The 17814-nt window shown below is 75.2% G+C and carries 16 protein-coding genes; 6 read left to right on the top strand and 10 right to left on the bottom strand.

Features of this window, described 5'->3' with window-relative positions:
* The first annotated feature begins 107 nt into the window (after positions 1 to 107).
* Positions 108 to 1379, top strand: a complete 1272-nt coding sequence (locus tag ACFY60_RS24440) for a GNAT family N-acetyltransferase (protein ID WP_388617018.1) — start codon at positions 108 to 110, stop codon at positions 1377 to 1379.
* Between the two features lie 150 nt (positions 1380 to 1529).
* Positions 1530 to 2150 (top strand): isopentenyl-diphosphate Delta-isomerase, encoded by a 621-nt coding sequence (gene idi / locus ACFY60_RS24435; protein ID WP_309050353.1) that lies wholly within the window; start codon positions 1530 to 1532, stop codon positions 2148 to 2150.
* Here the strand turns inward: idi and ACFY60_RS24430 are convergent.
* Together ACFY60_RS24430 and ACFY60_RS24425 are read right to left on the bottom strand one after the other, a co-directional pair.
* Positions 2116 to 2634, bottom strand: coding sequence for an ATP-binding protein (locus ACFY60_RS24430; protein WP_388617015.1), 519 nt, complete (start codon positions 2632 to 2634; stop codon positions 2116 to 2118). The genes idi and ACFY60_RS24430 overlap by 35 nt on opposite strands.
* Positions 2635 to 2764: 130 nt before the next feature.
* Entirely contained in the window at positions 2765 to 3424 is a 660-nt protein-coding gene (locus ACFY60_RS24425; RefSeq protein WP_388617012.1) for an HdeD family acid-resistance protein, read from the bottom strand.
* Positions 3425 to 3490: 66 nt separating this feature from the next.
* Here ACFY60_RS24425 and ACFY60_RS24420 point away from each other — a divergent pair, with 66 nt between their 5' ends.
* On the top strand, positions 3491 to 4237 hold the full coding sequence (locus tag ACFY60_RS24420) for an enoyl-CoA hydratase/isomerase family protein (protein WP_388617009.1): 747 nt from the start codon (positions 3491 to 3493) through the stop codon (positions 4235 to 4237).
* A 69-nt stretch (positions 4238 to 4306) separates the two neighbouring features.
* Here ACFY60_RS24420 and ACFY60_RS24415 read toward each other — a convergent pair whose 3' ends face one another.
* Both ACFY60_RS24415 and ACFY60_RS24410 read right to left on the bottom strand, forming a co-directional pair.
* A complete protein-coding gene (locus ACFY60_RS24415) occupies positions 4307 to 4948 on the bottom strand; it encodes a DJ-1/PfpI family protein (RefSeq protein WP_388617005.1) in 642 nt (213 codons plus the stop codon).
* A 62-nt stretch (positions 4949 to 5010) separates the two neighbouring features.
* Positions 5011 to 5982 (bottom strand): GlxA family transcriptional regulator, encoded by a 972-nt coding sequence (locus ACFY60_RS24410; RefSeq protein WP_388617002.1) that lies wholly within the window; start codon positions 5980 to 5982, stop codon positions 5011 to 5013.
* Positions 5983 to 6131: 149 nt separating this feature from the next.
* On the opposite strand from ACFY60_RS24410, the gene ACFY60_RS24405 reads away from it, so the two are divergent.
* Positions 6132 to 6998 (top strand): hypothetical protein, encoded by an 867-nt coding sequence (locus tag ACFY60_RS24405; protein ID WP_388616999.1) that lies wholly within the window; start codon positions 6132 to 6134, stop codon positions 6996 to 6998.
* 103 nt (positions 6999 to 7101) lie between these two features.
* Entirely contained in the window at positions 7102 to 9525 is a 2424-nt protein-coding gene (locus ACFY60_RS24400; protein WP_388616996.1) for a Tex family protein, read from the top strand.
* A gap of 437 nt (positions 9526 to 9962) precedes the next feature.
* Here the strand turns inward: ACFY60_RS24400 and ACFY60_RS24395 are convergent, their stop codons facing one another.
* The 3 genes from ACFY60_RS24395 to ACFY60_RS24385 are packed head-to-tail and all read right to left on the bottom strand — an operon-like array spanning position 9963 to position 12735.
* Complete coding sequence (locus ACFY60_RS24395; protein ID WP_388616994.1) at positions 9963 to 10367, bottom strand: hypothetical protein; 405 nt, start codon at positions 10365 to 10367, stop codon at positions 9963 to 9965.
* On the bottom strand, positions 10364 to 11098 hold the full coding sequence (locus ACFY60_RS24390; RefSeq protein ID WP_388616991.1) for a 2-phosphosulfolactate phosphatase: 735 nt from the start codon (positions 11096 to 11098) through the stop codon (positions 10364 to 10366). Before ACFY60_RS24390 ends, ACFY60_RS24395 begins: the two co-directional genes overlap by 4 nt.
* Positions 11095 to 12735 (bottom strand): ABC-F family ATP-binding cassette domain-containing protein, encoded by a 1641-nt coding sequence (locus tag ACFY60_RS24385; protein WP_388616989.1) that lies wholly within the window; start codon positions 12733 to 12735, stop codon positions 11095 to 11097. Before ACFY60_RS24385 ends, ACFY60_RS24390 begins: the two co-directional genes overlap by 4 nt.
* 95 nt (positions 12736 to 12830) lie before the next feature.
* Here ACFY60_RS24385 and ACFY60_RS24380 point away from each other — a divergent pair, with 95 nt between their 5' ends.
* Positions 12831 to 13787 carry an FAD-dependent oxidoreductase gene (locus tag ACFY60_RS24380; protein WP_388616986.1) on the top strand — a complete coding sequence of 319 codons (957 nt, stop codon included), beginning with the start codon at positions 12831 to 12833 and terminating at the stop codon, positions 13785 to 13787.
* 120 nt (positions 13788 to 13907) lie between these two features.
* On the opposite strand, the gene ACFY60_RS24375 is transcribed toward ACFY60_RS24380, so the two are convergent.
* The 3 genes from ACFY60_RS24375 to ACFY60_RS24365 all read right to left on the bottom strand — a co-directional run bounded on the left by ACFY60_RS24375 (position 13908) and on the right by ACFY60_RS24365 (position 17690).
* Positions 13908 to 14213, bottom strand: coding sequence for a hypothetical protein (locus ACFY60_RS24375; protein ID WP_388616983.1), 306 nt, complete (start codon positions 14211 to 14213; stop codon positions 13908 to 13910).
* A 136-nt stretch (positions 14214 to 14349) separates the two neighbouring features.
* Complete coding sequence (locus ACFY60_RS24370; RefSeq protein WP_388616979.1) at positions 14350 to 15678, bottom strand: M14 family metallocarboxypeptidase; 1329 nt, start codon at positions 15676 to 15678, stop codon at positions 14350 to 14352.
* The gene (locus ACFY60_RS24365) at positions 15675 to 17690 is read right to left on the bottom strand and encodes a Xaa-Pro dipeptidyl-peptidase (RefSeq protein ID WP_388616976.1); all 2016 of its coding nucleotides are present in this window, start codon (positions 17688 to 17690) and stop codon (positions 15675 to 15677) included. The genes ACFY60_RS24370 and ACFY60_RS24365 overlap by 4 nt, the downstream gene beginning before the upstream one ends.
* Positions 17691 to 17814: the final 124 nt, after the last annotated feature.

Genomic DNA, 17814 nt, shown 5'->3' with positions numbered 1-17814 from the left:
TGCCCGGTCCCGCTTCCAGCTTCCGGGCCTCCGGTCGGCCTGATTCCGGTCCTTCCACCGGTACGTCACGTCGTCGGCCGGGGCCCTTCTCACAGAGGGTTTCCACGTTGTCCGACAACGCTTCCTCCCCGCACGACCCGTCCGCCTCGCACGAGGCGTTCTTCGCCCTGCACCACGGACTGCCGCGGCAGGGTCCCGGCTCCGACGCCACCACCCGCAGGCTCCTCTCGCTCGTCGGGACGCTTCCGGAGCGTCCGCGCGTGCTCGACCTGGGCTGCGGTCCCGGCCGTTCCGCGCTGCTCCTGGCCGCCGAGGCGAACGCCGAGGTGACGGCGGTCGACATCCATCAGCCGTTCCTGGACGAACTGCGGGCGGCCGCCGCCGCGCGCGGTCTCGGCGGCCGGATCCGGCCGGTGCGCGCCGACATGGCCGCGCCGCCCTTCCCCGACGGTTCCTTCGACCTGGTGTGGGCCGAGAGCTCCGTCTTCGTCGTCGGCTTCGACCGGGCGCTCGCCGCGTGGCGGCGGCTGCTCGCCCCCGGCGGTTCCCTGGTGCTGACCGAGTGCGTGTGGACCAGCGGGGAGCCGGGCCCCGCGGCCCGCGCCTTCTGGGATCCGCGTTATCCGCTCCGTACCGTCACCGCGAACGCCGCGGCGGCGGTCGCGGCCGGCTACCACGTCCTCGGGACCTTCCTCCAGCCGGAGACCGACTGGGAGGAGTACTACGGCCCGCTCGCCGCGCACGCCGACGCGGCGGACACCACGCTGCCGGGCATGGACGCCGCGGTGTCCGGCGCGCGGGCGGAGATCACCCTGCGCCGCGAACACGGCGGCGAGTACGGCTACGCCGGTTTCGCCCTGCGTCCGGCGGACCCGCGCTGGACCGTCCGCCCCGAGCGGCCGGGCGACCGGGCGGCGGTGCGCGCGGTGGTGACCGCCGCCTTCGGGCGTGCGGCGGAGGCCGACCTGGTCGACGCCCTGCGCGCCGACCCCGGCGCCTGGCTGCCCGGCCTGTCGTACGTGGCACAGGCGCCCGACGGCACGGTGGCGGCCCACGCGCTGCTCACCCGGTGCCGGGTGGGCGGGCGGCCCGCCGCGGCCCTCGCGCCGGTCTCGGTGGCTCCGGCGCACCAGCGGTCGGGGGCCGGCCAGGCCGTCGTACGGGCGGTGCTGGACGCGGCCCGGTCGGCCGGCGAACGGCTGGTGCTGGTCCTCGGCCATCCGGAGTACTACCCCCGGTTCGGCTTCGTGAGGGCGTCGGCGTACGGGATCCGGCCGGGTTTCGAGGTGCCGGACGAGGCGATGATGGCGCTGGTCCTGGACGCCTCGGAACCCGTCCCCGGGGGCGACCTCGTCTACCCGGCGGCTTTCGGCGTCTGACCGTCCCGGTGTGACCGCCGCTCCCGCCGCGCCGTTGTACTCCGGTGCGGTGGGAGCGGCGACGCCCGGCCGCCGAAGTACGGACAAGCCGGTTTTGTACGGCAGACTGAGGTGGCCCGAGCGGGCCGAGGACCGAAGCGAAGGATGGGTATGCCGACCACACCAGCCACCGCGGCACAGATCTCGCCGGAGATCCCGTCGAACGGTGTCCAGCCGTCGGGAGACCCGGCGCCGATCATGCTCGAACTGGTCGACGAGGACGGGAGGACCATCGGTACGGCGGAGAAGCTGGCCGCGCACCAGGCGCCGGGGCAGCTCCACCGCGCCTTCTCGGTCTTCCTCTTCGACGAGGCGGGGCGGCTGCTGCTCCAGCGCCGCGCCCTCGGCAAGTACCACTCCCCCGGTGTCTGGTCGAACACCTGCTGCGGCCACCCCTACCCGGGCGAGGCCCCGTTCGCGGCGGCGGCGCGGCGCACCTTCGAGGAGCTCGGCGTCTCGCCGACGCTCCTCGCGGAGGCGGGCACGGTCCGCTACAACCATCCGGACCCGGCCTCCGGCCTGGTGGAGCAGGAGTACAACCACCTCTTCGTCGGGATGGTGCAGGCGGCGCCGCGCCCGGACCCGGAGGAGATCGAGGAGACCGCCTTCGTGACCGCCGGGGAACTGGCCGAACGGCACGCGACGGCGCCGTTCTCCGCCTGGTTCATGACGGTCCTGGACGCGGCGCGCCCGGCCGTCAGGGAGCTGACGGGTCCGGCCGGGGGCTGGTGATCCGTGTCTCCGGCGTGGCCCCGGGCGGGGCCACGGCCGGGGACAGCGGCAGCGCCGCCCAGATGATCTTGCCGCCCGTCGCGGTGTGCTCGACGTCGCAGGTGCCGCCCGACTCCAGCGCGATCTCCCGGACGAGGAGCAGGCCGCGTCCGCCGGTCTGGCCGTAGTCCGCCTCCAGGGCCTTGGGCCGGTAGGGGTGGTTGTCCTCGACCGAGACCCGGAGCCACTCGGGGCCGATCGCCACCTCCACCGCTATCTCCGGGGAGAGCAGAGCCGCGTGCCGGACGGCGTTGGTGACCAGTTCGGAGACGATCACCAGCAGGCCGTGCAGGATGTCGGGATGGACGGGGACTCCCTGGCGCACCAGCAGGTCCCGTACGGCGTGCCGGGCCTGGGGGACGGAGACGTCGACCGCGGGAGCGGTGAAGCGCCAGACTCCTTCGTAGGACGGCGGCCGGGCGGGGACACCTCCAGGGGTCTCCATGGTCCGGTTCCCAGCCTCGTGCTCGATTCTCGCCACGGATCGAGTCTTGGCAATCGGAGCGGCCGGCCCGGCCTACTGACCAGAAGTCGACACTTATCGACCACCTTCCGATCGACCGAGTATGCCGATGTCAGTTGTTCGACCGGTTCTGCACGTCTTCTGAGGGCTTTGTCGGCCGGTCCGCCGGGGTGCCGGGCGTCACCATACCGACGATCCGCCGGCCGCCCACGCCGATGGCGATCAGCCCGAGCCCGTCGAAGAGGAGCGCCAGGGAGAAGAAGGTCCCGAGGACGTACCGGCTGCTGGACGGCCAGTCGAAGAGGACGAGCAGGCCGAGGAGCAGCCCGAAGGCGCCCTGGAGCAGGGTCCAGCCGAACTGCGGGCCGCGCACCACCACACTGCCGACGAGCCGGAACACCCCGCCGGTGAGGAACAGCAGGGCGGCGAACATCGTCAGCGCCTCCGCCGAGCCCTCCGGGTGGCGGATGACGACGAGTCCGGCCGCGATGTTCAGCGCGGCCACCACGACCGCGAGCCAGAAGTAGCCGCCGCCCCGGGACTGGACGGCCTGGAGCAGTCCGACGAGGCCGCCGATCAGCAGCAGCCAGCCGAACAGCAGCATCGAGGTGAGGGTGGCGAGGCCGGTGTAGACGAGGCCGACGACACCCCCGATCACGAGCAGGGCGCCGAACGCGGCGAGCCAGCCGAAGCTGCGGTTCAGCCGCTTCCCCTCGCGGGACATGGACCCGTGGGGGTCCCGGTCGTGCGTCTCGTGGGCGTCCTTGGCCATGCGGTGCCTCCTCGGAACGACCCCTTCCTGATCGTACGTTCGGGGCCGGTGGATAGCATCCGGCGCATGGAGCCGCAGCTGAGGGACACCGTCGAGGACGGGGTCGCGACCGTCGTCATCACCCACCCCGCCAAGCGCAACGCGATGACCGCCGCGATGTGGCGGGCGCTGCCCGGCGTCCTCGACCGGCTCGCCGCCGACCCGGCGGTCCGGGTGCTCGTCCTCACCGGGGAGGGCGACACCTTCTGCGCCGGCGCCGACATCTCCACGCTGCGCGAACCGGGCGACGAGCAGCAGCGCCTCGCCGTCCGCGCCGAGGAGGCGCTCGCGGCCTTCCCGAAACCGACGCTCGCCGCCGTCCGGGGCTTCTGCGTGGGCGGCGGCAGCCAGCTGGCCGCCGCCTGCGACCTGCGCTTCGCCGAGGAAGGGGCCCGGTTCGGCATCACCCCCGCCAAGCTGGGGATCGTCTACCCGTCCTCCTCGACCCGGCGGCTCACCGCCCTCGTCGGGCCGTCGACGGCCAAGTACCTCCTCTTCTCGGGCGAGCTGATCGACAGCGAGCGGGCGCTGCGGACCGGACTCGTGGACGAGGTCCACCCGGCGGGCGGGGCGCTGGACGAGCGGGTGGCCGCGTTCTGCCGGGTGCTCGCCTCCCGGTCGCTGCTGACCCAGGCGGCGGCGAAGGAGTTCGCCGACGGCCGCACCGACCGGGACGCGTACTGGACGGACCGGGCCGCGGGCAGCGGCGACACCGCCGAGGGCGTCGCCGCCTTCCTGGAGCGCCGGGCACCGCGGTTCACCTACGGGCGCTGAGGTCCGGGCCGGGCGTCCGGAAGGCCGGGCACCGGCCAGCCGGCGGTCCGGGCGGAGCGTGCCCGGGGCTCAGTCGCGGGCGAACTGCTCGGCGCGGGCGTCGCGCCAGCGGGCGACGAGGTGGGCGGGGGCCTTCTCCGGGGAGCCCGCGTCGTACGGCGGCCGGGGGTCGTACTCGGTGAGGAGCTGGATCGTCTGGGCCGTCTCGTCGCCGGCGATCCGGCCGAGCAGGTGCAGGGCCATGTCGATGCCGGAGGAGACCCCGGCGGCGGTGACGTACTTGCCGTCGAAGACGACGCGCTCCCCCGTGGGCTCGGCGCCGAGCGCGCGCAGTTCCTCGTACGCCAGCCAGTGGGTGGTGGCCCGGCGGCCCGTCAGGAGCCCGGCGGCGCCGAGGAGGAGCGAGCCGGTGCAGACGGAGGTGGTCCAGGTGCTGGTCTCGTCGGCGGAGCGGAGCCAGGCGCCGATCTCCGGGTCGTGCATCGCCTGCCGGGCCTCCGGTCCGCCCGGGACCAGGACGATGTCGGGGTGCGGGACCTCGGCGAGGCTCCAGTCGGCGACGAGGGCGAGGCTGCCCTGGTCGTTGCGGACGGGGCCGGTCTCGCGGGCCACGAGGACGGTCTCGGCGCCGGGGAGCCGGGCGAGGAGTTCGTACGGCCCGACCGCGTCGAGCGAGGTGAAGCCGGGGTAGAGGAGAACGGCGATCTGCATGCGGATCCCTTTCAGGTGACTGCGGCCGACATCGGAGGGTGGGGTGCGGGTCGGGGTGCCCGTCAGCGGACGGGGGCGTGGAAACGGCGGCGGTAGTCCGCCGGCGCGGTGCCGAGCGCCTTGGTGAAGGCGCGGCGCATGGCTTCGGAGGTGCCGTAGCCGGAGGCGCGGGCGACCTCCTCCACCCCGAGGGTGGTCGTCTCCAGGAGGCGCCGGGCGTGTTCGAGCCGCACCCGGTCGACGTACCGGCCGGGGGTGGCGCCGGTCTCCGCCCGGAAGGCGCGGGCGAAGTGCCGGGGCGAGAGCCGGACGCGGGCGGCGAGGGCCTCCACGGAGAGGTCCGCCTCCGGGTGCTCGGTGATCCAGGCCTGGAGGTCCCTGAGCGGCTCCCGCCGGGCGGTCTGGGCGGCCAGCTGGGCGCTGAACTGGGCCTGGTTCCCGGGCCTGCGGAGGAAGACGACCAGGTGGCGGGCGACGGTGAGGGCGGCGTCCCGGCCGAGGTCCTCCTCGACGAGGGCCAGGGCGAGGTCGATGCCCGCGGTGACGCCGGCGGAGGTGGCGAGCCTGCCGTCCCGGACGAAGATCGGTTCCGGATCGACCAGGACGCCGGGGTGCCGGCGGGCCAGGTGCTCGCAGGCGTTCCAGTGGGTGGTGACGCGGTGGCCGTCGAGGAGCCCCGCCTCGGCCAGGAGCAGGGCGCCGGTGCAGACCGAGACCAGCCGCTCGGCGCGCGGCGCGTGGACGCGCAGCCAGTCGATCAGGGCCGGGTCGGGGCTGCGGGTGCCGTTGCCGCCGGGGACGAGGAGGGTGTGGGGCGGCCCGCAGGAGAAGGCCTCGTCGAGGCCGGTGTCGGGCAGGAGCCGCAGACCGCTGCTGGTCCGGACCGGCCCTCCGCCGAGGGAGGCGGTCGTGACCGGGTAGGCGCCGGGGTCGCCGGCGGCCGCCGCAGCGCCCGTGAAGACCTCCAGGGGGCCGGTGACGTCGAGGCTCTGCACGTCGTCGAAGAGGGCGATCAGCACGGGGCGGCGGGTCATGCCCCCATCCTTCGGTCCAGGCGGGTACGTCCGCAAGGACGCCGACCCCACCTTTCCTGCCATGCCGGACGGACCTCCTCCGGGCCGGGGCGTACAGGGCGGCGGGCCCCCCGTTCCGTCCGTACCGACCGGTAGGTAAGGTGCGCGGCATGACGAGCGAACTGCCGCCGCGCGCCGGACGGCGCTGCCACAACGCCCTCAACCCGCTGCACTCCACGGTCTACTTCTCACCCGACCTGGACCGCGAGTTCACCGCCCTCGGCTTCACCGACTCCAGCGCCATGCGGCTCGCCTCGCGCAGCGCGGCGCTCGGCGCGGTCGGCGCGGGCACGGTGGCCGCCACCTTCTACAACTACAACCACGCGCTGCTCGCCCGGCACCTCCCCGCCGTCTGGGAGACCGCCTCCCCCGCCGAGGTCCTCGCGGCGCGGCTGCGCGCCGCCGACGCCACCCTGCGCCGCCTGCTCGGCGAGGAGACCGTCGCCTCCGCCGAGATGGCCGAGGCCGCCGGGCTGGCCCTGCGCGCCGCCGAGGCCTGCACCCGGCACGCCCGGCCGCTGTACTCCGCCCACGCCGACCTGCCGGTGCCGGACGCGCCGCACCTCGCCTACTGGCACGCCGCGACCCTGCTGCGCGAGCACCGGGGCGACGGCCACCTCGCCGCGCTGCTCTCCGCCGGGCTCGACCCGGTGGAGGCGCTCGTCTCCCACACCGCCACCGGCAAGGGCATGTCCCCGCGCTGGGTGCTCGGCTCCCGGGGCTGGGGCCGCGCCGACTGGGACGCGGCCGTGGAGCGGTTGCGCGGACGCGGACTCCTGGACGCCGGCGGTGACCTCACCGAGGCCGGTACGCGGCTGCGCGAGGAGCTGGAGGAGCACACCGACCGGCTCGACGCCGCCCCGTACGAACACCTCGGCGCGGCCGGTGTCGAGCGGCTCACCGAGCTGGCGCGCGGCTTCCTGTTCACGGCGGCGGCCGCGGGCGCCTTCCCGGCCGACCTCGTCGGCAAGGGCTGACCGGGCGCGGCGCGCGCGGCACGGGTCGGTTACCGCGTCCGGGTGACCGACCCGGCACAATGCACACGCAAGCAGGAGGCACGAGAAGGCGAGTCGGGACACCGTGACGACGTCCATCGAAGCAAGGATCGCCGAGGAGCTCGGCGTACGCGAGCGGCAGGTGAGGGCGGCCGTCGAGCTGCTCGACGGCGGTTCGACCGTCCCGTTCATCGCGCGCTACCGCAAGGAAGCGACCGAGACGCTCGACGACGCGCAGCTGCGCACGCTGGAGGAGCGGCTGCGTTACCTGCGCGAACTGGAGGACCGGCGGACGGCGATCCTCGACTCGGTGCGCGAGCAGGGCAAGCTCACCGAGGAGCTGGAGGCCCGCATCCTGGGCGCCGACACCAAGGCGCGCCTGGAGGACATCTACCTGCCGTTCAAGCCCAAGCGGCGCACCAAGGCCCAGATCGCCCGCGAGGCCGGTCTCGAACCGCTCGCGGAGGGGCTGCTGGCCGACCCCTCGGTGGAGCCGGCCGCCGTCGCGGCGGCCTTCGTCGCCCCGGACAAGGGCGTGGCGGACGCGGCCGCGGCCCTGGAGGGCGCGCGGGCGATCCTCACCGAGAAGTTCTCCGAGGACGCCGACCTCATCGGCGAGCTGCGCGAGCGGATGTGGGTCCGTGGCCGGCTCGTCGCGAAGGTGCGGGAGGGCAAGGAGGAGGCGGGGGCGAAGTTCGCCGACTACTTCGACTTCGCCGAGCCGTTCACGGCGCTGCCCTCGCACCGGGTCCTCGCCATGCTGCGCGGCGAGAAGGAGGACGTGCTCGCCCTGGAGCTGGAGCCGGAGGAGCCGACCGGCGGACCCTCCTCGTACGAGGGGACGGTCGCGGCCCGCTTCGGCGTCGCCGACCGGGGCCGGCCCGGCGACAGGTGGCTCCTCGACACGGTCCGCTGGGCCTGGCGCACCCGCATCCTCGTCCACCTCGGCATCGACCTGCGGCTGCGGCTGCGGACGGCCGCCGAGGACGAGGCGGTCCGGGTCTTCGCGGCCAACCTGCGCGACCTGCTGCTCGCCGCCCCCGCGGGGACCCGGGCGACCCTCGGGCTCGACCCCGGCTACCGTACGGGCGTGAAGGTGGCGGTGGTGGACGCGACCGGGAAGGTCGTCGCCACCGACACGATCCACCCGCACGTCCCCGCGAACAGGTGGGACGAGGCGCTCACGAAGCTGGCCCGGCTCGCGAAGGAGCACGCGGTCGAGCTGATCGCCATCGGCAACGGCACGGCCTCCCGCGAGACCGACAAGCTCGCCGGTGAACTCCTGGCCAAGCACCCGGAGTTGAACCTGACCAAGGTGATGGTCTCGGAGGCCGGCGCGTCGGTCTACTCGGCCTCCGCCTTCGCCTCGCAGGAACTCCCCGGCCTCGACGTCTCCCTGCGCGGCGCCGTGTCGATCGCCCGGCGGCTCCAGGACCCGCTGGCCGAGCTGGTGAAGATCGACCCGAAGTCGATCGGCGTCGGCCAGTACCAGCACGACCTGTCCGAGGTGAAGCTCTCCCGCTCCCTGGACGCGGTGGTCGAGGACTGCGTGAACGGGGTCGGGGTCGACGTCAACACCGCCTCCGCGCCGCTCCTCTCCCGGGTCTCCGGCATCAGCGCGGGCCTCGCCGAGAACATCGTCGCCCACCGGGACGCCCACGGGCCCTTCCGCTCCCGCAAGGCGCTCAAGGACGTGGCCCGGCTCGGCCCGAAGGCGTACGAGCAGTGCGCGGGCTTCCTGCGCATCCGGGGCGGCGACGACCCCCTGGACGCGTCGGCGGTGCACCCGGAGGCGTACCCGGTGGTGCGCCGGATGGCGAAGCGGACGGGCGGCGAGGTCGCGGCGCTGATCGGCGACACCGCGACGCTGCGCTCGCTGCGGCCGGCCGACTTCGTGGACGAGACCTTCGGTCTGCCGACGGTCACGGACATCCTGCGCGAGCTGGAGAAACCGGGGCGCGACCCGCGGCCCGCGTTCCGGACGGCCACCTTCAAGGAGGGCGTCGAGAAGATCGGCGACCTGGCGTCCGGGATGGTCCTGGAGGGTGTCGTGACGAACGTGGCCGCCTTCGGGGCGTTCGTGGACATCGGCGTGCACCAGGACGGGCTCGTGCACGTGTCCGCGATGTCGAAGAACTTCGTCAAGGACCCGCGCGAGGTGGTGAAGCCGGGCGACGTGGTGAAGGTGAAGGTGCTGGACGTGGACATCCCGCGCAAGCGGATCTCCCTCACCCTGCGCCTGGACGACGAACCGGGCGCGGACGCGGCGGGCGGCGCGCCGAAGCGGGACCGGGGCGAGCGCGGTGACCGGGCGGCGAACCGGACCGGCCGTCCGCCGCAGCAGCGCCGTGGCGGCGGGGGCGGCGGCGAACGCGGCCAGGACCGGGCCCGCGACCGCGGCCAGGCGTCGGCACCCGCGCCGTCGAACAGCGCGATGGCCGACGCCCTACGCAAGGCGGGGCTCCTCGACGAGAACGGCCGAACCGAGGGGCGCCGGGGGCGGCGCTGATCCGTGGGGGCGGGGGCGGCGGGCAGTCCGGGGCCGGCTGCCCGGCGCCCGGCGCGAGAGGAAGTCCGACTTCGGGGGGATCCATGACGGAGGACACCGGCCGGCGCGAGCGGCACCTCGACGCCGTCGCCTCGGTGATGTCCGGGGCGCTCTACGCGAGCGCGCTCCACCTGATCGCCCGGCTCCTGTGACGGAAGGCGGACTCTCCGGGGGGCTGGGGCAACGGCCGTGTCCGAAAGGGAGCGGCGTCCGGTTCCTCGGGTCACCCCGGGCCGGTGGGGCGCAGGGAGGATCGCGTCCCGGGCGTACCCGGGTGATCCCGACAACGCCGGGATCACCCGGAGGGCCACGGGGCACAGCGTGCGTGCGCATGGGGGGCACTTCGGAGGCGAAGCTCCGGGGCGGTCGCGGGCCGGGCGCGACCGCACGGACACCGGCTAGGGCGCGAAGCGCAGCGCCCAGTCCGCGCGGTGGGCGACCGTGAGGTCGTCGTCCTCCGTGAGGGGCGTGAGGAGGCGGCGGGCCGTCGTCGGGTCGGCCTGGACCAGGTCGACGATCTCGGTGGCCAGGCCGTCCTGGTCGTCGCCGAGGTCGACGGCGGAGGCGCGGACCAGGACCGGCAGGACCGCCGTGCCGCCGACTCCGGCGAGGACGCCTCCGAGCAGCTCCCGGGCGTACCCGTTGCGCTCGCCGACCGCGCGGGAGAGCTCGGCCTCCAGGCGCGGCAGGAGCCCCGGGCCGCCGTTCGTGGCGACCTCGTCGGCGAGGTCGATGGTGGCGTCGACGTCGGCGTCGAGATCGTCCAGCATCGCGAGGAGCCGGGTGAGGGAGTCGTCGGTCATGGTGCCTCCTGGAATGCGCCGTCCACGAGGACGGGGACGGTCGTCGAGGTGTCGATCCCGGCGGCCACGGCCACGTCCTGCGGATAGCCGTACTCGTACAGTTCACGGCCCGATGCGCAGCCGTGCAAGGCGGCGACCGGGTCCTCGGTCGCGTCCCACAGCGTGGCCGCCGCGGTCGCCTCCGGGGTCAGGGGGTCGGGCCCGGTGAGGGCCCGCAGGGCGGCGAGGACCGCCCCCGCGCCGAGCAGGTCCTCCAGGGCGGGGCGCAGGGAACCGTCGGGCCACCGCTCGCCGGCGGCGATGACGGCGAGCGGCCGGTCCTCGGAGCCGTACCCGCGCTCGGCGAGCCGGCGGGCGACGGCCGTGCGGTTGCGCAGGGACGCCGCGATCACGGTCGTGCCGCCGGCCTCGGCGGCGATGGTGGAGCCGTTCGGCGAGGGCAGGACGAGCCGGGGCGGCAGGGGGGCGGCGGCGCGCAGGGCGGCCGGGGAGAGCGACCAGGGGTGCTCGGGGGTCGTCTCGGCGCGGCCGACGGCGAGCGCGGCGCCGGCTCGCCGGGCGTACGCGGCGGCCGTGGCGTCCCGCCACCGGTACGGGTGCACGGCGGCGCCGCCCTCGACGGCGACGCCGACGGCGGTCGTGAAGGACAGGACGTCCACCACGACCAGGCAGGCGGCGCCGGAGCCGAGGGCTCTCGCCTCGACGGGGCCCCAGCCGAAGGAGACGGTCACCGGAGTTCGGTCACCGTGCCGCCGGCGACTTCGAGGCGGCGGGTGGTGCGCACCGCGTCGAGCATGCGCCGGTCGTGGGTGACGAGGAGCAGGGTGCCGGTGTAGCTGTCGAGGGCGGACTCCAGCTGCTCGATCGCCGGCAGGTCGAGGTGGTTGGTCGGCTCGTCCAGGACGAGCAGGTTGACGCCCCGGCCCTGGAGCAGGGCCAGCGCGGCCCGGGTGCGCTCGCCCGGGGAGAGGGTGGTGGCGGGCCGCAGCACGTGCTCGGCCTTGAGGCCGAACTTGGCCAGCAGCGTGCGGACCTCCGCGGGCTCGGTGTCGGGGACGGCCGCGCAGAAGGCGTCGAGCAGCATCTCCGTACCGTGGAACAGCTTGCGGGCCTGGTCGACCTCGCCCACGACGACCCCGGAGCCGAGTGTGGCGTCGCCCGAGTCGAGCGGCAGACGGCCGAGGAGCGCGGCGAGGAGGGTGGACTTGCCGGCGCCGTTGGCGCCGGTGACGGCGACCCGGTCGGCCCAGTCGATCTGGAGGGTGGCGGGGCCGAAGCGGAAGTCGCCGCGGCGCACCTCGGCGTCGCGGAGGGTCGCCACGACCGAGCCGGAGCGCGGGGCGGCGGCGATCTCCATCCGCAGCTCCCACTCCTTGCGGGGCTCCTCCACGACGTCCAGGCGTTCGATCATGCGCTGGGTCTGCCGGGCCTTGGCGGCCTGCTTCTCGCTGGCCTCGCCGCGCAGTTTCCGCCCGATCTTGTCGTTGTCGGTGGCCTTGCGGCGGGCGTTGCGGACGCCCTTGTCCATCCAGTTGCGCTGCATGAGGGCGCGCCCTTCGAGGGCGGCCTTCTTGTCGGCGAACTCCTCGTACTCCTCGCGGGCGTGCCGGCGGGCGGTGGCCCGCTCCTCCAGGTAGGCCTCGTAGCCGCCGCCGTAGAGGGTGATCCGCTGCTGGGCGAGGTCGAGTTCGAGGACCTTGGTCACGGTCCGGGTGAGGAACTCGCGGTCGTGGCTGACGACGACGGTGCCGGGGCGCAGTCCGCGCACGAAGGCTTCCAGGCGCTCCAGGCCGTCGAGGTCCAGGTCGTTCGTGGGCTCGTCGAGGAGGAAGACGTCGTAGCGGGAGAGGAGGAGGGAGGCGAGTCCGGCGCGGGCGGCCTGGCCACCGGAGAGCGAGGTCATCGGCTGGTCGAGGCCGACGGTGAGGCCGAGGGTCTCGACGGTCTCCTCGGCGCGCTCGTCGAGGTCGGCGCCGCCGAGGTTCAGCCAGCGCTCCAGGGCGACGGCGTAGGCGTCGTCGGCGCCCGGGGTGCCGTCCACGAGGCCCTGCGTGGCCTCGTCCATCGCGGTCTGGGCGGCGGCGACACCGGTGCGGCGGGCGAGGAAGTCGCGCACGCTCTCGCCCTCGCGGCGCTCCGGCTCCTGCGGGAGGTGGCCGACGGTGGCGGTGGGCGGCGAGAGCCGCACCTCGCCCTCCTCGGGGGTGTCGAGTCCGGCGAGCAGCCGCAGCAGGCTGGACTTGCCGGCGCCGTTGGCGCCGACGAGGCCGATCACGTCGCCGGGGGCGACGACGAGGTCGAGCCCGGCGAAGAGGGTGCGTTCGCCGTGGCCGGCGGCGAGGTCCTTGGCGACGAGGGTTGCAGTCATCAGGGGATGCATCTTAGGCGGCGGCGACCACGGCCCCCGGCCGCGGGCTCGGCGCCCTGGGGTCACGGGCGCCGCCGCCGGGTACGGTCCCCGCCATGACGAGCGACGTGATCGTGGTGGGGGGCGGGGTCGTCGGGCTGACGACGGCGGTGACCCTGGTGGAACGCGGCCTGCGGGTGCGGGTCTGGTCGCGCGAGGACGTGACGGCGACGACGTCGGCGGTGGCGGGCGCGCTGTGGTGGCCGTACCGGATCGAGCCGGCGGCACGGGCGGGCGCCTGGGCGGTCGAGTCGCTGCGGGTGTATGGGGAGCTGGCTGCCGATCCGGGGCGGACCGGGGTGCGATGGGTGGCGGGGGTCCACGCGGACACGGTCCTGGCGGGGCTCGGGCCGTGGGCGCGGGAGGTCGAGGGGCTGCGGCAGCTGTCGGCCGGGGAGGTGCCGGGGCCGTACACGGTGGGGATCGCGGGGCGGTTGCCGCTGATCGACATGCCGGTCCATCTGGCCTGGCTGCGGGGGCGATTCGAGCAGGCGGGCGGGGTCTTCGAGCGGCGGTCGGTGACCGGTTTCGGGGAGGCGGCGGAGCGGGCGCGGGTGGTCGTGGACTGCACGGGTCTTGGGGCCCGGGAGTTGTCGCCGGACACCGGTCTGCGGCCGGTGCGGGGGCAGTTGGTGCTGGTGGAGAACCCTGGTGTCGAGGAGTGGTTCACGGCGGCGGACGCCGCGTCGCGGGAGACCACGTACTTCTTTCCGCAGCCGGGGCGTCTGGTGCTCGGCGGGACGGCCGAGGACGGCGCGGAAAGTCTCGTCCCGGATCCGGCGACGGCGGAGGCGATCGTGGCGCGGTGCGCCCGGGTCCGGCCGGAGATCGCGGGGGCGCGGGTGCTGGGTCACCGGGTGGGGCTGCGGCCCGTGCGGGCGGCCGGGGTGCGGATCGAGGCGGTGCCGCTGCCGGGCGGCGGACGCCTGGTGCACCACTACGGCCACGGGGGCGCGGGGGTGACGGTCGCTTGGGGCTGTGCCCGCCGGGCGGCCGATCTGGTCTGCGGCTGAGTGCGGGCACGGGCGGCCTTGCGAAGGGTCTTCGCAAGGCCGCCCGCCCCGTACACGGCTCGTCCGCCGTTCGCGAAGGTGACGGCGGGAAGCGGTCCGTGCCGGGCCGCCGTCCTGGCGTTACTTCCAGAGCGGCGGGCGGTTGTTCTCCTCCGCGTCCCGGCACTGGCGGGCACGGCGCTCGAGGGACTCGGCGCGGGCCAGGGCCTTACGGGCCTCGGCCGGGGCACCGAGCCGCCTGAGCTGGGCGGCGCGGTCGCGCTCCTTGCGGGCCTCCGTCCGCAGCTTGGTGATGTCGCAGGTGACGGTCTTGGCGGCGGAGGCCGGACCGGCGGCCGCGGTCTGCCCGACGAGCAGGCCCCCGGCCAGCAGCGTCGTGGCGAGCAGGGCGGGCAGGGCACGGCGCAGCGGCGTCGCGTTCCTCATGGGTTCTCCGGATGTCGTTCGCGAGGCTCCCCCCGCCGAAGCGGGGCGGACCTCTGAGGCATGGTCAGTACCAGTCGGTAACTTTACCCTGGTGAAGATCACCAACGCGCTCTCCGGAGCCGGGGTCACGCGATCGTCAACACTCCTCCACAGGACGCGCACCGACGAGGTGATAGGTGGCGCGCCCGTCGAGGAGCAGCGGGACCAGCGCGCGCTGCGACTGGCGCACCGGGACGAACGCCCCGCCGCCCTCCCGGTGCACGGTGACGCCGTGCAGGGCGAGTTCGTCGCCGACCGCTGCGTACTGGGCGGCGTCGAGACGGTAGCCGCAGGGCGGGTCGGCGAGGATCTCCCCCGGCTCCGGCGGGTCGTTGTCGGCCCCGCCGAGGAAGACGGGCCCCCGGTCGGCGAAGCCGGCGTGCCGCGCGAGCGCGGTGGCCGCGCCGAGCGCCCCGCGCCGTTCCTCCAGGTAGGCGAAGGCGCCGTCGAGCGCCGCGTGTTGGGTGGCGACGCGGCGCTGCCGGACGAGGGTCGGGTCGCCCTCCTCGGCGGCGCCGGAGGGATCGACACGGGTCTCGACGAGCAGCCCGGCGGCGTGCTTGATGCCGGCGGTGTTGCGCAGGATGCGTTCCTGGCCGTCGCCCGCGACCTGCTTGACCGGTTCGCCGGTGAGAGGGTCGGTCCAGATGCCGTAGATGCCCGTGCTGTGTCCGGCGCGCGCGGCGGCGGGCCGTACGTACGATTCCGAGAGCGTCCGGGACTCCTCGTGGACGCGCGGGTGGGTGTCGAGGCTGCGCGGCCAGAGGGCGAGCAGGTCCTTGTCGTAGTAGTGCGGGGTGGCGCCGTACTCGTGGAGGTCGTACACGAGGTGGGGCCGCCGGTCGCGGATGACGGCGGCGAGGGCCCGTGCCTCGGCGGTCCGCAGGGCCAGGTGGTCGCGGTTGATGTCGATGCCCTGGCTGTTGCCGCGGGTGTCGGCCTCCCGGCCGTCGGGGTTGGCGGTGGGGACGACGAGGACGGTGGTGCGGGCGAGCAGCCGGCGCGTGCCGGCGTCCCGGGCGTACGCGAGGTCGCGCACGGTGCTCAGACAGGCCTCGCGGCCCGAGGGCTCGTCGCCGTGCTGGCTGCAGACGAGCAGCACGGTCGTGGTCCCGCCGCCCTGGGGCGGGCCGGCGGGGCGTTCCGCGCCGACGGTGACGAGCCGGAGCGGGCGGCCCTGGGCGGTCGTGCCGATGGTCCGCGTGGACACCCGGTCGCTCGCCCGGTCGACGGCGGCGAGGAAGTCCCGCTCCTCGTCCTCGGTGGTCCAGCGGCCGCCCCCGCTGGACTCGAAACCGGTGCGCGGGGCGGCGGCGCCGCCGGCCGCCGTGGCGGGTGCGGTCACGAGCGGCAGGCCGAGGACGGCGGCTCCGGCGACGAGGGCGAGGGCCCGCCGGTGACGGCGGTGCGCGGGACGGGGCTTCATCGGGCGGCTCCGGGGAGGCGGGGCACGGTCACGGCGACCGGCGGGACGGCGGTGGCCGGCGCGGACACGGCGGGCGGGCTCGCGCGGGGCGGCACGGGCGCGGCGGGCGCCGGCCTTGAGGTGGCCCGCGTGAAGGCGCCGGGCCCGCCGACGAGGGGGACGCGCGCCCAGGTGCGGGTGAGGTCCAGGGTCACGGTGGGAGTGGTCGACGGCAGGTCGAGGGGGCCCTCGTCGGTGCCGGCGACGATGAGGGCGAGCCGGTGGCCCGCGGGCACCACGTGGTCGGTGGCGGCCAGCTTCAGGGTGAGGGTGTACGGCCTGCCGGGGGTCAGGGGCCGCCCGGCGCGCGGGTCGGCCCAGGTGCCGAGGTCGGCCCAGCCGCGGCTGATGACGGTGTGCGCGACGTCGGTGGTGCGGGCGCGGGTCTCCTTGTAGCAGGCGCTGTCCCCGGGGGTGCTCGCGCCCCAGCAGGTGCGCTCGGGGAGCGTCGTGATGCCTTCCCCGGACGCCGCGTAGTCGCGGATGGTGTCGGGGCCGAGGTCGACGAGGACGGCCGAGAGGTGCGCCGTGGAGGTGCTGGGGGTGGCGGTCACGGTGACCGTCGAGCCGCCGGAGACCCGCAGCGGGCGGGAGAGCGGGCGGGTGACGAACCCGGCCTTCTCGGGGGTCCGGCTGTCGACGCGGGCGGCCCAGTCCAGTTCACCGAGTGACGGGTCGTCGGTGAAGGCGGCGGTGGCGCCGGGGGCCGCCGGGGCGCGGCCGAGGGTTCCGGGGCCGCCGGCCGGGCCGGTGGCGGGGCGCAGGGTGGTGGCGGAGGTGCCGCGCGGCGGCCAGTGGCGGTCGGTGGTCCACCGGTCGGGGGCGCGTTCGATGTCGGCCATGGGCTCGCGGTCGATGCCGTTGTCGAGGCCGAGCAGGTAGTGGTCGAACCACCGGTGGAGGGTGCGCACCCAGTCGGCGCGGCGGAGGTCGAAGGGGTCGACGTGCCCGGCCTGGGAGAGCCAGATCTTCCGTTCGACGCCGTGGGCGGCGAGGGCGTCCCACCACTGGCCGAACTGGTTGGCGCGGACGTTGAGGTCCTGCTGTCCGTGGACGACGAAGACGCTCGCCCTCACCTTGGCCGCGTCGCGGACGTGGTCGCGCTCGTCCCAGGCGGCGGTCCGGTCGCCGCTGTACGGGGTGCCGGCGGCGATACGTTTCTGGACGGCTCCGCAACGCTCCCTGGCGGCCGGGCTGTTGACATAGTCGGAGAGCCAGGTCGGGTTGGCGTCGTAGAGCGGGGCGCCCTGGGAGTGGAAGTAGTCGTACCAGGAGGATATGGCGCCGATGGGCACGATGGTCCGGAGCCCTTCGACCCCGGTGGCGGCGACCCCGTTGGCGACGGTGCCGTCCCAGCTCTTGCCGATCATGCCGACGTTCCCGGTGCTCCAGGCGGTGGCGTCGGCCGGGGTGCCGCCCGTACGGCTGGTGTACCCGCGGGCGCGGCCGTTCAGCCAGTCGACGACGGCCTTGGCGGAGAGCACGTCGGAGCGGCCGCCGACGTCGTCGCAGCCGTCGGAACGGTTGGTTCCGGCGAGGTCGACGGCGGCGAAGGCATAGCCGCGCGGCACGAAGTAGTTGTCGTAGAACAGCGGGAGACCGACGGGGCGGCCCTCGGCGTCGTAGGTCTTCTTCTGGCTCTCGTTGCCGCGCCCGCAGCAGGCGTAGTAAGGGCTGGCGTCCATGATGACCGGCACCTTGCGGCCCGCGGCGGCGGGTTCGCGGGGCCGGACGATGTCGACGGCGACCCGGTCGGCGCGTCCGTCCCCGTCGCCGTCGAGCCCGGTGTCGACCCAGACGGACTCCCGGACGGCGTCCGCGTACGAGTGGACGGGACGTGACTCGCGTACGGCGGGCCCGGGGCGGGCCCCGGCGGGGGTGACCGCGCCCGCGAGGAGCGCGGCCGCGGCGGCGAGGACGAGGGTTCCGTAGGGCAGTCGGGCTCCGCGGGTTCTCCGCTTTCGCATCGGCATGGGCGGGAACGTACCCCGGCCGGCTCCCGCGCGACAGGGTGCCGGGGCGGTCGGGTGGGCCGCGCGTGTCGCGCGCGGCGGGGGTGGCCGGGGCGGCACGAGGGGCGGACGGAACGGGCGTTCC

This window comes from Streptomyces sp. NPDC012827, from assembly GCF_042900905.1.
Taxonomy (GTDB): domain Bacteria; phylum Actinomycetota; class Actinomycetes; order Streptomycetales; family Streptomycetaceae; genus Streptomyces; species Streptomyces gulbargensis.
This window is presented reverse-complemented; position numbering and strand designations above follow the sequence as displayed.

Coding starts and splice junctions, on each gene's coding strand:
- idi (WP_309050353.1), top strand. CDS start 1,530: ATGCCGACCACACCAGCCACCGCGGCACAGATCTCGCCGGAGATCCCG.
- ACFY60_RS24430 (WP_388617015.1), bottom strand. CDS start 2,634: ATGGAGACCCCTGGAGGTGTCCCCGCCCGGCCGCCGTCCTACGAAGGA.
- ACFY60_RS24425 (WP_388617012.1), bottom strand. CDS start 3,424: ATGGCCAAGGACGCCCACGAGACGCACGACCGGGACCCCCACGGGTCC.
- ACFY60_RS24420 (WP_388617009.1), top strand. CDS start 3,491: ATGGAGCCGCAGCTGAGGGACACCGTCGAGGACGGGGTCGCGACCGTC.
- ACFY60_RS24415 (WP_388617005.1), bottom strand. CDS start 4,948: ATGCAGATCGCCGTTCTCCTCTACCCCGGCTTCACCTCGCTCGACGCG.
- ACFY60_RS24410 (WP_388617002.1), bottom strand. CDS start 5,982: ATGACCCGCCGCCCCGTGCTGATCGCCCTCTTCGACGACGTGCAGAGC.
- ACFY60_RS24405 (WP_388616999.1), top strand. CDS start 6,132: ATGACGAGCGAACTGCCGCCGCGCGCCGGACGGCGCTGCCACAACGCC.
- ACFY60_RS24395 (WP_388616994.1), bottom strand. CDS start 10,367: ATGACCGACGACTCCCTCACCCGGCTCCTCGCGATGCTGGACGATCTC.
- ACFY60_RS24385 (WP_388616989.1), bottom strand. CDS start 12,735: ATGACTGCAACCCTCGTCGCCAAGGACCTCGCCGCCGGCCACGGCGAA.
- ACFY60_RS24380 (WP_388616986.1), top strand. CDS start 12,831: ATGACGAGCGACGTGATCGTGGTGGGGGGCGGGGTCGTCGGGCTGACG.
- ACFY60_RS24375 (WP_388616983.1), bottom strand. CDS start 14,213: ATGAGGAACGCGACGCCGCTGCGCCGTGCCCTGCCCGCCCTGCTCGCC.
- ACFY60_RS24370 (WP_388616979.1), bottom strand. CDS start 15,678: ATGAAGCCCCGTCCCGCGCACCGCCGTCACCGGCGGGCCCTCGCCCTC.
- ACFY60_RS24365 (WP_388616976.1), bottom strand. CDS start 17,690: ATGCCGATGCGAAAGCGGAGAACCCGCGGAGCCCGACTGCCCTACGGA.